General features: G+C 67.8%; 19 protein-coding genes and 1 tRNA gene. 10 read left to right on the top strand and 10 right to left on the bottom strand.

All coding sequences use genetic code 11. From position 1 onward, the window contains the following. The first annotated feature begins 2 nt into the window (after positions 1-2). From AC07U4_RS17045 to AC07U4_RS17020, 6 genes are all read left to right on the top strand, one after another. On the top strand, positions 3-782 hold the full coding sequence (locus tag AC07U4_RS17045; RefSeq protein WP_495196241.1) for a ComF family protein: 780 nt from the start codon (positions 3-5) through the stop codon (positions 780-782). Positions 783-813: 31 nt separating this feature from the next. Then, positions 814-1,071, top strand: coding sequence for a glutaredoxin 3 (gene grxC / locus AC07U4_RS17040; RefSeq protein ID WP_495196240.1), 258 nt, complete (start codon positions 814-816; stop codon positions 1,069-1,071). Further along, positions 1,068-1,889, top strand: coding sequence for a carbon-nitrogen hydrolase family protein (locus AC07U4_RS17035; protein WP_495196239.1), 822 nt, complete (start codon positions 1,068-1,070; stop codon positions 1,887-1,889). Before grxC ends, AC07U4_RS17035 begins: the two co-directional genes overlap by 4 nt. Further along, positions 1,886-2,317 (top strand): DUF1178 family protein, encoded by a 432-nt coding sequence (locus tag AC07U4_RS17030; protein WP_495196238.1) that lies wholly within the window; start codon positions 1,886-1,888, stop codon positions 2,315-2,317. The genes AC07U4_RS17035 and AC07U4_RS17030 overlap by 4 nt, the downstream gene beginning before the upstream one ends. A gap of 43 nt (positions 2,318-2,360) precedes the next feature. Beyond that, positions 2,361-2,437: transfer RNA gene (locus tag AC07U4_RS17025), tRNA-Arg, on the top strand. A 174-nt stretch (positions 2,438-2,611) separates the two neighbouring features. Further along, positions 2,612-2,785 (top strand): hypothetical protein, encoded by a 174-nt coding sequence (locus tag AC07U4_RS17020; RefSeq protein WP_495196237.1) that lies wholly within the window; start codon positions 2,612-2,614, stop codon positions 2,783-2,785. 110 nt (positions 2,786-2,895) lie between these two features. Here the strand turns inward: AC07U4_RS17020 and AC07U4_RS17015 are convergent, their stop codons facing one another. Then, positions 2,896-3,156 (bottom strand): SWIB/MDM2 domain-containing protein, encoded by a 261-nt coding sequence (locus AC07U4_RS17015; protein WP_038661921.1) that lies wholly within the window; start codon positions 3,154-3,156, stop codon positions 2,896-2,898. A 47-nt stretch (positions 3,157-3,203) separates the two neighbouring features. Next, positions 3,204-3,407: a hypervirulence associated TUDOR domain-containing protein gene (locus AC07U4_RS17010; protein ID WP_038661918.1), complete on the bottom strand. Its 204-nt coding sequence runs from the start codon at positions 3,405-3,407 to the stop codon at positions 3,204-3,206. 145 nt (positions 3,408-3,552) lie between these two features. Between AC07U4_RS17010 and folE the strand changes: the two genes are divergently transcribed. Genes folE through AC07U4_RS16995 form a run of 3 tightly spaced genes read left to right on the top strand, consistent with a single transcriptional unit; the run spans position 3,553 to position 5,259 of the window. Beyond that, a complete protein-coding gene (gene folE / locus AC07U4_RS17005) occupies positions 3,553-4,173 on the top strand; it encodes a GTP cyclohydrolase I FolE (protein ID WP_495196236.1) in 621 nt (206 codons plus the stop codon). Further along, positions 4,167-4,916, top strand: coding sequence for an SDR family oxidoreductase (locus AC07U4_RS17000; protein WP_495196235.1), 750 nt, complete (start codon positions 4,167-4,169; stop codon positions 4,914-4,916). Before folE ends, AC07U4_RS17000 begins: the two co-directional genes overlap by 7 nt. Next, positions 4,909-5,259 carry a dihydroneopterin aldolase gene (locus AC07U4_RS16995; RefSeq protein ID WP_038661911.1) on the top strand — a complete coding sequence of 117 codons (351 nt, stop codon included), beginning with the start codon at positions 4,909-4,911 and terminating at the stop codon, positions 5,257-5,259. The genes AC07U4_RS17000 and AC07U4_RS16995 overlap by 8 nt, the downstream gene beginning before the upstream one ends. Positions 5,260-5,355: 96 nt before the next feature. Here the strand turns inward: AC07U4_RS16995 and AC07U4_RS16990 are convergent, their stop codons facing one another. The 5 genes from AC07U4_RS16990 to leuA form a co-directional block, all read right to left on the bottom strand. Then, a complete protein-coding gene (locus tag AC07U4_RS16990) occupies positions 5,356-5,859 on the bottom strand; it encodes a cysteine hydrolase family protein (RefSeq protein ID WP_495196234.1) in 504 nt (167 codons plus the stop codon). Positions 5,860-6,130: 271 nt separating this feature from the next. After that, positions 6,131-6,319, bottom strand: a complete 189-nt coding sequence (locus AC07U4_RS16985; protein WP_495196233.1) for a hypothetical protein — start codon at positions 6,317-6,319, stop codon at positions 6,131-6,133. Positions 6,320-6,325: 6 nt separating this feature from the next. After that, positions 6,326-7,075, bottom strand: a complete 750-nt coding sequence (locus AC07U4_RS16980) for a hypothetical protein (RefSeq protein ID WP_495196232.1) — start codon at positions 7,073-7,075, stop codon at positions 6,326-6,328. Positions 7,076-7,087: 12 nt separating this feature from the next. After that, entirely contained in the window at positions 7,088-7,282 is a 195-nt protein-coding gene (locus tag AC07U4_RS16975) for a hypothetical protein (RefSeq protein ID WP_495180832.1), read from the bottom strand. Between the two features lie 307 nt (positions 7,283-7,589). After that, positions 7,590-9,245, bottom strand: coding sequence for a 2-isopropylmalate synthase (gene leuA, locus AC07U4_RS16970; RefSeq protein WP_495196231.1), 1,656 nt, complete (start codon positions 9,243-9,245; stop codon positions 7,590-7,592). 294 nt (positions 9,246-9,539) lie between these two features. On the opposite strand from leuA, the gene AC07U4_RS16965 reads away from it, so the two are divergent. Then, on the top strand, positions 9,540-9,935 hold the full coding sequence (locus AC07U4_RS16965; RefSeq protein ID WP_038661894.1) for a BLUF domain-containing protein: 396 nt from the start codon (positions 9,540-9,542) through the stop codon (positions 9,933-9,935). Between the two features lie 4 nt (positions 9,936-9,939). Here the strand turns inward: AC07U4_RS16965 and AC07U4_RS16960 are convergent, their stop codons facing one another. The 3 genes from AC07U4_RS16960 to ilvN all read right to left on the bottom strand — a co-directional run bounded on the left by AC07U4_RS16960 (position 9,940) and on the right by ilvN (position 12,354). Continuing rightward, positions 9,940-10,557, bottom strand: coding sequence for a YceI family protein (locus tag AC07U4_RS16960; protein ID WP_495196230.1), 618 nt, complete (start codon positions 10,555-10,557; stop codon positions 9,940-9,942). A 217-nt stretch (positions 10,558-10,774) separates the two neighbouring features. After that, on the bottom strand, positions 10,775-11,794 hold the full coding sequence (gene ilvC, locus AC07U4_RS16955; protein WP_137897661.1) for a ketol-acid reductoisomerase: 1,020 nt from the start codon (positions 11,792-11,794) through the stop codon (positions 10,775-10,777). 44 nt (positions 11,795-11,838) lie between these two features. Beyond that, complete coding sequence (ilvN, locus tag AC07U4_RS16950; protein ID WP_038666951.1) at positions 11,839-12,354, bottom strand: acetolactate synthase small subunit; 516 nt, start codon at positions 12,352-12,354, stop codon at positions 11,839-11,841. Between the last annotated feature and the right edge of the window lie 46 nt (positions 12,355-12,400).

Below are 12,400 nucleotides of genomic sequence, written 5' to 3'. Positions count from 1 at the left end.
CCATGCGGACGATCGGCGCAAGCGGGCTGGCAGCGATCGCGGCGCACGGTCGCCGTGCGCTGGCGTCGCTGTTCGGCCCGATCGCCGCCGCGGCGCTGCCGCCGCGCTGCCCCGGCTGCGGGACGCCGGTGGCGGCCGATCACCGCTTCTGCGCGCCATGCTGGGGCGGGTTGCGCTGGCTGACCCCGCCGTGGTGCGCCGCGTGCAACCGGCCGTTCGCGCATGACCGCGGCGCCGACGCACGCTGCGCCGCCTGCCTCGCCGATCCGCCGCGCCATGCCGGCATCCGCGCCGCCGTCGCCTACGGACCGGTGGCGCGGCGGCTGGCGCTCAAGCTTAAATATGGCGGCCGGATCGGGATCGCCGCGACGATGGCGGAGCGGATGGCGCCGACGCTGCCACCCGGCATCGACCTGCTCGTGCCGGTGCCGCTGCACCGCTGGCGGCTGTGGAGTCGCGGGTTCAACCAGGCGGCGCTGATCGCCGCCGCGGTCCGCCGTCGTACCGGCATCGCACACGATCCCTTCGCCCTGGTCCGCCGCCGCGCCACCGTGCCGCTGCGCGCGCTCGGTCGCGGCCGGCGACGGCAGGCGGTCGCCGGCGCGTTTGCGGTGCCCGATCCGGCGCGGGTGGCGGGCAGGACGATCGCGCTGGTCGACGACGTCTATACCAGCGGCGCCACCGCCGCCGCCTGTACGCAGGTGCTGCTGCGCGCCGGGGCCGCGGCGGTGGTGGTGCTGTGCTGGGCACGGGTGGTCGGGTCGGGGGCGGCGGGCGATTGACAAGCCGGTCCTCAGCCCACACCTCAAGCCGATGGCAAAGGTCGAAATCTACACCAAGGCATATTGTCCCTATTGCACGCGCGCGATGGCGTTGCTGGCAGCCAAGGGCGTGTCGCCGCAGGAATATGACATCTCGCTCGGCGGGCCGCAGCGGCAGGAGATGATCCAGCGCGCCAACGGCCGCACCACCGTGCCGCAGGTGTTCATCGACGGCACGCATATCGGTGGCTCGGACGATCTTGCCGCGCTCAACGCGCGCGGAGGATTGGACCGGCTGCTCGCGGCATGAGGATCGCGCTGCTGCAGATGACGAGCGGGATCGATCCCGCCGTCAATGCCGCGGACATGCGCCACGGCATCACCGCCGCGGCCGCCAACGGCGCCGGCATGGTGTTCCTGCCCGAGATGGCGGGGCTGATCGATCGCGACCGCGCCCGCGCCGCCGCATCGATCCACGCCGAGGCCGACGATCCGGTGCTCGCCAGCGTCCGCGAGACCGCGGCGGTCGCCGGCCTGTGGGTGCATGTCGGCTCGCTGGCGGTGCGGCGTGCCAATGGCCGCTACGCCAACCGCAGTTTCGTCATCGACGCCGCGGGCGAGATCCGCGCGCGCTACGACAAGCTCCATCTGTTCGACGTCGATCTGCCGACCGGCGAAAGCTGGCGCGAATCCGCGGCGTATGCCCCCGGCGACGCGGCGGTGGTCGTCGATGCGCCGGTCGGGCCGCTCGGCCTGTCGATCTGCTACGACCTGCGCTTTCCCGCGCTCTATGCCGCGCTCGCCGCGGCGGGGGCGGAGGTGCTCGCGATTCCCGCCGCCTTCACCCGCCCGACCGGCGCAGCGCATTGGCATGCGCTGATGCGCGCCCGCGCGATCGAGACCGGCTGTTTCGTCGTCGCCGCCGCGCAGGCCGGCGCGCATGCCGATGGCCGCACCACCTACGGCCATTCGCTGGTCATCGATCCGTGGGGCGACGTGCTGCTCGACATGGGCGAGGCGCGCGGCCTTGGCCTCGCCGAGATCGACCCGGCGCGCGTCGCCGACGTCCGCGCCCGCATCCCGGTGCTCGACCACGCCCGTGCGATCCCGCCGGTCACCCGCGCGTGATCGTCTTCGACCTGCGCTGCGGGCTGGATCATGTCTTCGAGGCGTGGTTCGGGTCGAGCGCGGCCTATGACGCGCAGGCGGCGGCGGGGCTGCTCGCCTGTCCGATGTGCGGCGACACCGCGATCGCCAAGGCGCTGATGGCGCCAAGCATCCCGGCCAAAAGCAATCGCCGCGCCGATCCTCCGCCCGCCGCGGCGATCAAGGCGGCGCTGCGCGAGATCGCCGCCGACCAGGCCAGGACGCTCGCTACCTCGTCCTGGGTCGGCAGCGACTTCGCGACGCGCGCGCGCGCGATGCACGACGGCGACGAGGTCGTCCGCCCGATCCATGGTCAGGCCAGCCTCGCCGAGGCGAAGGCGCTGGTCGCCGACGGCGTGCCGGTGGCGCCGCTGCTCTGCCCGGTGGTGCCGCCCGAAAAGACGAATTGACCCGCTGGACCCGCCCCGCGCCGCCCGGTATCAGGAGCGCAGTGGCCCCGTAGCTCAGCCGGATAGAGCGCCAGATTCCTAATCTGTAGGTCGCGCGTTCGAATCGCGCCGGGGTCACCATCATTGGTCTCACGCCGACCCCGTCGTGTCCCGTGCCATCGGTCCGGATCGGTCCGGCTTGCAACTTTCGGTCGCGCCGCGCATAGCGCGCCTTCAGGGCCGCCGGGGGGCGGTCTGGCGGACTGCAAAATGCCGGCAACAATCCGCTGCTAAACGGGCAGCAGGACCAGCCATTTGGGGGCGACTATGTTCAGCCAGACGATCAGCGCGTCGGTCGACGCCGATTCGCCCGCCCTCGGCGGATCGCGAATCAAGCCGCTCGCCTTCTGGCTCTATGTGCTGGTCGGCGTGGTAATGATCATCGCCTCGGCGATCGCATTGCCGTTCCTGCCGGCTCGCTCACGCTGACCCTGCGCCGCGGCGCACCGCGGCGTATCCCGATCGATCGAGACTATTGACGTCGGGAGCATCGCCGGCCGCAAGTGGCGCGATGCTCCCGATCGAAAGCCGTGTAGGGTTCAGGCCTTCACGTGCTGCGAAATGTACTTGTTCATCTCGAACATTGTGCACTTGTCGCGGCCGAACACCTTCTGCAGTTTGTCGTCTGCAAGGATTTCACGCTTGTTTTCCGGGTTCTGCAGGTTGTTGGACTTGATATATTCCCACACCTTGCTGATCACCTGGCTGCGCGGCAGCTTCTCGTTGCCGACGATCGCGCCGAGCTCCGGGGAGGGCTGCACGGGCGCGTGGATGCCGCCGGTCTTGGTAGTCGTAGCCATCGCATTCCTTCCTGCTCGCACCCGGTCGATCCCGGGTGCTCTAAACGTTACGCTTTCTTCAGCGCGGTCGCCTTGTGCGCTGCCTTTCCACCATTGTCACTCTCTACGATATATTGGGGGTCGTCCTTCGATGCGCGGACGGTATGGCCCTTGATCGCGGTGTCGCTCGTCTGCTTCTTCTCGACCGTGCCGTGCGCGGTGCCGCCGTGGCTCTTCCAGGTCACTTCGTCGCCCTTCTTGAGGTCCGCCATCGTCTCTCTCCGTTCGTTACGCCCACAACAAAGCGCGGATACGGCAAAGGGTTGCACGCGGTGCGGCGGGGCGGTTGGACGCGTTGCCGAAACGAACTTATGACAGGCCGGCACCGCCACCGGCGGCAGGACCAAGGAACGCAGCATGACCGATCAACACCACGCGCCGGACGAGGGCGTCACCGCCGCAACCGGCGACGCGCCGGTCGTCCCCGTTGAGGTCGCCGAGGCGATCCGCACCCTGATCCGCTGGGCCGGCGACGATCCCGGCCGTGAAGGGCTGATCGACACGCCGCGCCGCGTCGCCAAGGCGTGGAAGGAATATTGCGCGGGCTATGCCGACGATCCCGCCCGCCACCTGTCGCGCGTGTTCGAGGAGGTCGGCGGCTATGACGAGATCGTCCTGCTCAAGGACATCCCCTTCCAGTCGCATTGCGAGCATCACATGGCGCCGATCATCGGCAAGGCGCACATCGCCTATCTGCCGCGCGATCACGTCGTCGGGATCAGCAAGCTCGCCCGCGTGCTGCACGGCTTCGCCCGCCGGTTGCAGGTGCAGGAGCGGCTCACCGCCGAGGTCGCCGACTGCATCTGGGACAATCTCAAACCGCAGGGCGTCGCGGTGGTGATCGAGGCGAGCCACGCCTGCATGACCGCGCGCGGCGTCCGCACGCCGGGCGTGTCGATGGTGACCAGCCGGATGATGGGCGTGTTCCGCGAGGACGACCGCAGCCGCAAGGAAGTGCTGGCGCTGATGGGATGTTGACCCGCACCGTCCTCGTCACCGGCGGTGCGAAGCGGCTCGGCGCGACAATCGCGCGTGCCTGCGCGGCCGCCGGCTGGCGCGTAGTGGTGCATTACGGTGCCTCCGCCGACGAAGCGCAGGCGTTGGCGGCGGAACTGGGCGGCGCGGCCGTGCACGGCGATCTCGCCGACCCCGCCGGCGCAGCGGCCTTGTTCGCCCGCGCGCGCGACGCCGCCGGCGGGCCGATCGCCGCGTTGGTCAACAGCGCCTCGCTCTTCGCCTACGACCGGCCCGAGGCGCTCGACCTCGCGCTGGCGGCGCGGCTCCACGCGATCAACGTGGTGACTCCGGCGATTCTCGCCGCCGCGCTTGCCGCGCAGGACGATCTGGCCGACGGCGCGGTGGTCAACCTGCTCGACCAGAAGCTCGCCAACCCCAACCCAGATTTCTTCAGTTATTCGCTGAGCAAATACGCGCTGGCCGGCGCGACCAAGATGCTCGCGCAGGCGCTGGCGCCGAAGGTCCGCGTCAATGCCGTCGCGCCGGGCATCACCTTGCCGAGCGGCGACCAGAGCGAGGCGGAATTCGCCGCCGTCGCCGCCGACAATCTGCTGCGCCGCCCGGTCGGCGCGGCGGCGGTCGCCGAGGCGGTGGTCTATCTGCTCGGCGCGCGCAGCGTCACCGGCCAGTCGCTCTACGTCGACTGCGGCCAGCGCTTCCTGCGCCGCGACGGCGACGTGATGTTCGAGGGACGCGATGGCTGATTATACCACGATCCTCGACGGGCTCGAGGTGGCGATGCGGCTCGGCATCCACCCGCACGAGGCGGCACCGCAGCGCGTCCGCCTGTCGGTGTGGATGACGGTCGATTATGCCGACCCGCCGAGCGCCGACGCGATCGACGAGGTGCTCGACTATGACTTCCTGCGCGACGGCATCCTCGCGATGGCCGCCGGCCCCGGCTTCGCCTTGCAGGAGACGCTGGTCGAGGCGATCGCCGCGCTCTGCCTCGCCGACCCGCGCGTCCGGCAGGTCCGCGTCCGCTCGCTCAAGCCCGACGTCTATCCGGACGCCGCGGTCGGCTGCGAGATCGTCCGCACCCGCTAGGCCCTGCATCTCCCTTGGAAGGAGGGGCAGGGGGGACGGTCCTTCGAGAAACGCCGATGTGCCCGCCGGTGGACGACCGTCGCTCCCGCGACCGCCTTAGTGCCAGACGTCCGCCGCCGCGCTGACGACCGTCTTCGAGCCGAGCGCGTTCAGCGCGATCCGGTGGACGACCTCGATCGGCGCGGTGCAGAGGTCGCCGACCACCTGCACCCGCCATCCGTCGGCCGCCCGCGACAAGGCGGTGAACACGACGCAATTCTGCGTCATCATGCCGCCGACGATCAGCTCGTCGATCCCCGTCAGATGCGCCGCGAGATCGGTGTCCTGAAACGCATCGGCATGCCGCTTCACGACGACCGGCGCGTCCCCCGCGGCGGCGAGGATCGCAGGACGGATCTCGGCCCCGGCGCTGCCCCGCACGAACGGCCCGGCGTCAGCCGGCGACTCGTGCCGGACCAGGATCACGCGATCCCCCTGCGCCTTTGCGCGCCCGATCGCCGCGACGATCCGCGCCTCGACCGCCTCCGCTTCCCACAGCGGCAGGACGCCACCGGGGAAATAGTCGTTCTGGATGTCGATGACGAGAAACGCGCGGGTCATGTGATGCTCCGGACTGTCACGAAAGGAAATTACGGATGAGTAGAACAGGATGAAAGATATCCGGTTGCTGGATATTCCATGATATATCAGCAGTGCTCCTGCGAAAGCAGAAGCCCAGGAGTCCCGAACGCCATGAGGCGTTGTTTTGCTTGGCTCTGGGCTCCTGCGTTCGCAGGAGCACGGCGTTGAGTCACCGGCGACCGAGGTCTTTGCAAAGGTCTCGAACAAGTCCGGGGCGATCCGCCGAGCCTCAAAGCCAGCACCATCGTCATCACGATGCGGTGACGGTCGCGCCACGCCGCTGGAGATACCCGGCACGGATCAGGAACGCCCGCAGCGACTCCGGAAAGTCGCGATATCGCGTCTCATGCCCGGGCTTGCAGGCGTAATGCTGTTCCGCCGAGCCGTGCGAGTCGCAGAATTGCCGAACGTCCTTGCCATGTTCGTAGTGACGCAGCATCGCCGCTCAGGCCGCCGCGAACTGCCCGGCGCGCGCGGCATCCGCGACATAGGCGGCGCAGCTACCGTTGCGATCCGGCTCGTCGGAAAAGCACCTCGGTGCCAATCGCTTCATGTCCGCCGCGAAGACGCTGCGCAGCGCCGGATCGTCGCTCACGTCCGTCGGCACGCCCCCGATCACCGCGAATATCTGCGGCGGGCGCGGCGTGCAGGCGTTGCAGCCGAACGTCGTATCGAACACTGCGTCTTCCAGGATCAGATCGATCCGGCCGTCCCCCGACCGATCAATGGGAAAATCGGCGATCTGCCCTTCCAGAATGCCGCCACCCCGTCGCACCATCGGCACGGTGCGATAGCCATCGCCGACCGGCAGCAACAATTGCACGGTCAACTCGCCGCCGGAGCCTCCAGATTGGCTCTCGACGATCACGCCGGGGCGCGGGTCGTGCGGCTCGAAGCGCACGACTGCGATGCGTGCATATTCACTCTGCCGATCGGTCGTCACCGTCAGCGGGCGGATCCCCGGCGCACTCACCGTTACCGACCCCTGATTGTTAAAGCCGTCCCATCGACATGAGGTATCGCCGACGGGCTTCGCAGGGCAGGGCAAGGGCGCGACGTGCACGGTCACGCCGCCCGAGGTGAAGTCGAGCGACAGCTTCTTGAACGACCGCCACTCGTGGAACTGGCCCACCGGCACGTCGGCCGGTGCGGCGCCCAGCAGAAGAATGGAGAGGATCAGCGGCAGGACGCGCATATCCGCTCTCCCTCAACGCGCGGGCCGGGGCGTGGCTCGCGTCTCCGGCACCTTGTGCGGCCGGCAAATGCGCAGCTTCGGCTGGCAGGCGATGCCGATGTCCGAACACACCGTCTTGCCGTCCTTGGCGGTGCACGCGCGGCAGACCTTCGCCACATCGGTACAGACCTGCGGCGTTGCGAGCGCCAGCGCGACGATCATCAGCATGATGTGTTTCTCCAGCAGCAAGACCTTCGGACCCGCACCAGACTAACGCACCATGCGAGACAAGCAATCTAGGCCTGTCCTACAGGCCGCGCCGCGGCTAATATCCTCCTCGGCTCTTTCTCATCGGCTTGATGTCGAACGATATATTTCGGCGACAGGCGATCCTCCGCCGCAACCGACACGCGACTCGGCGATGCGATGGGTGCAGAAACGGAAACGATCGGGCTGAATCGTTTCCGTTAAGGTGTCCATCTTGTCCATGTCGTCCAACACCGCCCGCGCTGGCTCCACGCGGGCGAGTTCGCGATCAGGCCCGGTTGGCGGCGCTCAGCACCGCACGCACGCTCGCGGTTGCGATGTCGGTGTCCACGCCGACGCCGAACACGGTGCGTCCGTCCGCGGTGCGGCATTCGACATAGGCGGCGGCCTGCGCATCGGCGCCATGGCCGATCGCATGTTCGCTGTAATCGACCACGTCGAGGTCCGGCCCGGTCTCGCCGAGCGCGGCGATCACGCCCGAGATCAGCCCGTTGCCGCGGCCCGAAATCGACCGTTCCTCGCCGTCGACCGCGACGCGGCCGACGAACAGCCGGTCGCCCGCGCTGCCGCTCTCCTCGTAATCGCGCAACACGAACCGGTCGTCGTCGCGCGGCAGATAGGTCGCCTCGAATCGGCCCCAGATGTCGGCGGCACCGAGTTCGCGGCTCGTCTCGTCGGCGAGCGCCTGGACGTGACGGCTGAAATCCGCCTGCAGGCGCTTGGGCAGCTTCAGCCCCTTGTCCTGCTCGATCACCCAGGCGACGCCGCCCTTGCCGCTTTGCGAATTGACGCGGATCACCGCCTCGTAGCTGCGGCCGAGGTCGGCCGGATCGATCGGCAGATAGGGGACTTCCCACAATTCGTCGTTGCGCGCCGATTGCGCCGCGAAGCCCTTCTTGATCGCGTCCTGATGGCTGCCCGAGAAAGCGGTGAACACCAGATCGCCGGCATAGGGCGTGCGCGGATGCACCGGGATATTGGTGCAATAGTTGATCGTGTTGACGATGCCGTCGATGTCCGACAGGTCGAGGCCCGGCGACACGCCCTGCGTGTACATGTTGAGCGCGACGGTCACGAGGTCGCAATTGCCGGTACGCTCGCCATTGCCGAGCAGGCAGCCCTCGACGCGATCGGCGCCCGCCATCAGCCCCAGCTCCGCCGCGGCGACGCCCGTGCCGCGGTCGTTGTGGGTGTGGAGCGAGATCACCACCGCGTCGCGATTGGGGATGTTGCGGCCGAACCATTCGATCTGGTCGGCATAGACGTTGGGCGTCGCGCACTCGACCGTCGCTGGCAGATTGAAGATGATCGGCTTGTCGGCCGTCGGCTGGAGCACGTCCATCACCGCCGCGCAGACTTCGAGCGAGAAATCGAGCTCGGCGGTCGAGAAGGTCTCGGGGCTGTATTCGAACCGCCAGTCGGTGTCGGGGCGTTTCGCCGCCTCGTCGCGCAGCACCTTGACGCCCTCGATCGCGATCCGCTTCACCTCGTTGCGGGTCATGCCGAACACGATCTTGCGCCACGCCGGCGACACCGCATTGTAGAGGTGGACGATCGCCTGTTTTGCGCCGTCGAGGCTGGCGAAACTCGTCTCAATCAGGTCGCGGCGCGACTGGGTGAGCACCTGGACGAACACGTCGTCGGGGATGCGGCCGGTCTTCACCAGCCCGCTGATGAAATCGAACTCCGTCGCCCCCGCCGAGGGAAAGCCGACCTCGATTTCCTTGAGGCCCACCTTGACGAGCAGGTCGAACAACCGCGTCTTCTTCTCGGCGTCCATCGGGTCGATCAGCGCCTGATTGCCGTCGCGCAGGTCGGTCGACAGCCAGCGCGGCGCCTGGGTGATGACGCGCGACGGCCATTGCCGGTCGGGCAGGTCGATGGTCGGGAAAGGGCGGTATTTTGTCGAAGGATCGCGGAGCATGTATCGGTCCCGTCTGTGGCGCCGCGGACGCTGATCGTCGGACGCGGCTGGGTGGCGCTGAAGCGTTATCCGGCCCTTAGGGAGGCGTGCACGAGCAACCGCCGCCCTAAGGGCGGATAAGTCGCAGAAGAGGGGTCGTGCGGTCCATGTCGATGCGGGTCATGGCCGAGGCGGACGGACTTGTCCACCGCCGAGCGGCGCCAAATTGGCGTTGACGCTCCGTTAAGCCTCACCGGTCTAGCCGGCAGAGAGGCGGAAAAGTCTCACATTAACATATGTTTTGAAGGGCTTGGAATGCGTCAGCTCGTCTATATCAGCAGCGTGCGGAAACCGGCGGAGGTCGATCCGGCGGTGATCCTCGCCCAGTCGCGGCGCAACAATGCGCGGGCGCGGGTGACGGGCCTGCTATTCTTCGACGGCAAGCGCTTCCTTCAGGCGCTGGAAGGCGACGACGCCACGGTCGACGCCACGTTCGCGCGTATCCAGGCGGACGGCCGGCATCACGCGCTGGTGGTGCTGTCGAACCGCAGCATCGAGCAGCGCGAGTTCGGCGAATGGGCGATGGCCTATCAGGCGCCGGGCGAGGACGGCGGCGATCCGCTGGAGCGGATTGGCAGGCTCACCGCGAACGCCGACCCGGCGGTGCGGGCGACGTTCGCGGGGTTCGCCAAGGTGCGGCGCGCGGCCTGACCGGTTATTGCGCGGCGAAGGCGGCGTGGATGTGGAGCTTGACCTCGTCCGACACGACCGGGGCATAGGCGCCGACGCCGAAGTCGCTGCGCTTGATCGTCGCGGTGCCGTTGAAGCCGAAGTTGAGCTTCTTGCTCATCGGGTTGGCGCCTGCACCGACGAAGGTCGCGTCGATCGTCACCGGCTTGGTCTGGTCCTTGATCGTCAGATTGCCGGTGATCGTCGCCTTGTTGCCACCGCGCGGGGTCACGCCGGTCGAGACGAAGCGCGCGGTCGGATATTTGGCGGCGTCGAAGAAGTCGGGCGACTGGAGGTGCTTGGCGAACGGCGCGGCGGTGACGGCGAGCTCGGCGATCTGGAAGGTCACGTCGACCTTGGCGGCGGCGGGCTTGGCGGGATCGATCGTGATCGAGCCGGTCGAGGCGCCGAACATGCCCTGGAGCATCGAGAAGCCCATGTGGTTGACCTCCCACGACACCTGCGTGTGGGCGGGATCGACCTGATAGGTGCCGGCGGAGACCTTTGCGCTCGGCTGGCCGGGCTGGCCCGGCGCGGTCGGGATGATCTGGGCGACGGCGGGGACGGCGGCCGTTGCGAGCACGGCGGCGAGGATGAGACGCATGGGGGAAGCTCCGAAGGTTGTTTCGGAGGTTAAACCATGGGTTTGTGACAATCGGAAGAGGCAAAGCCGAAACGGATCGTTGGTGATCTGATCGACACAAACTTTCGTCATCCCGGCGAAAGCCGGGACCCATGGTTGCGGCGCGGTCGAGGTTTCGCACAACGCCGACACCATCGTGACCATGGGTCCCGGCCTCCGCCGGGATGACGATCATGGGTCAGTTCTTGTCCTTGTCGACCAGCTTGTTGGCGCCGATCCACGGCATCATCGCGCGCAGTTCGGTGCCGACCTTCTCGATCGGATGCGCCGCGGCCTGCTTGCGCGCCGCCTTCAGCTCGGGCTGGCCGGCGCGGTTGTCGAGGACGAAGTTCTTGACGAAGCGGCCCGACTGGATGTCAGCGAGCACGCGCTTCATCTCCTTCTTGGTCTCGTCGGTGATGATCCGCGGGCCGGTGGTGATGTCGCCATATTCGGCGGTGTTGCTGATCGAATAGCGCATGTTGGCGATGCCGCCCTCATACAGCAGGTCGACGATCAGCTTGGTCTCGTGCAGGCACTCGAAATAGGCCATCTCGGGCGCGTAGCCCGCCTCGGTGAGCGTCTCGAAGCCCGCCTGGATCAGATGGGTGATGCCGCCGCACAGCACCGCCTGCTCGCCGAACAGGTCGGTCTCGCATTCCTCGCGGAAGTTGGTCTCGATGATCCCCGAACGGCCGCCGCCGACGCCGCTGGCATAAGCGAGCGCGACGTCATGCGCGTTGCCGCTGGCGTCCTGATGGATTGCGATCAGGCAGGGCACGCCGCCGCCGCGGACATATTCGCTGCGGACGGTGTGGCCCGGGCCCTTGGGCGCGATCATGATGACGTCGATGTCCGCGGGCGGTTCGATCAGGCCGAAATGCACGTTGAGGCCGTGCGCGAAGGCGAGCGCCGCACCGGGCTTCATATTGCCCTTCAGGTCCGCATCCCAGATCGCCGCCTGATGCTCGTCGGGGGCGAGGATCATGACGATGTCCGCCCATTGCGCCGCTTCCTTGTTCGACTTCACCGCGAAGCCGGCGTCGATCGCCTTCTTGGCGGTCGCCGAGCCCTCGCGTAGCGCGATGGCTACGTCCTTGACGCCGCTGTCGCGCAGGTTCTGAGCATGCGCATGGCCCTGCGAGCCATAGCCGATGATGGCGATCTTCTTGTCGGTGATCAGGTTCAGATCGGCGTCGCGATCGTAATAGACTTTCATGCTTCTTCCTTTCGTCACCGTGGGTGACGGGTGGGGGGTAAAACTCAGGCCGCCTCGCGGCCGCGGGCGATGGCGACGATGCCGGTGCGGGCGACCTCGATCAGGCCGACCTCGCCCATCAGTTCGACGAACTTGTCGATCTTCTCGATCGCGCCGGTCACCTCGAAGACGAAGCTGGTCGTCGTCGCATCGACCACGCGGGCGCGATAGACATCGGCGAGGCGCAGCGCCTCGATCCGGTGGTCGCCGGTGCCGGCAACCTTGACCAGCGCCAGCTCGCGTTCGACGTGCGCGCCCTGCGCGGTGAGGTCGGTGACCTTGTGGACGGGCACTAGCCGGTCGAGCTGCGCGATGATCTGTTCCATCGTCGCCGGCGAGGCGCTGGTGACGATCGTGATGCGGCTGACCGTCTTGTCGGCGGTGATCTCGCTGACGGTCAGGCTCTCGATATTATAGCCGCGCGCGGTGAACAGGCCGGCGATCCGGGCGAGGATGCCCGGCTCGTTGTCGACGATCACCGCCAGCGTGTGGCGTTCGGCAGCTTCGGTCTTGATGTGCATCCGCATCGTCACCCCAGCGAACGCTGGGGTCTCCCTATGTTATGAG

Source organism: Sphingomonas sp. GW821-FHT02B09 (genome assembly GCF_059421875.1).
This window is presented reverse-complemented; position numbering and strand designations above follow the sequence as displayed.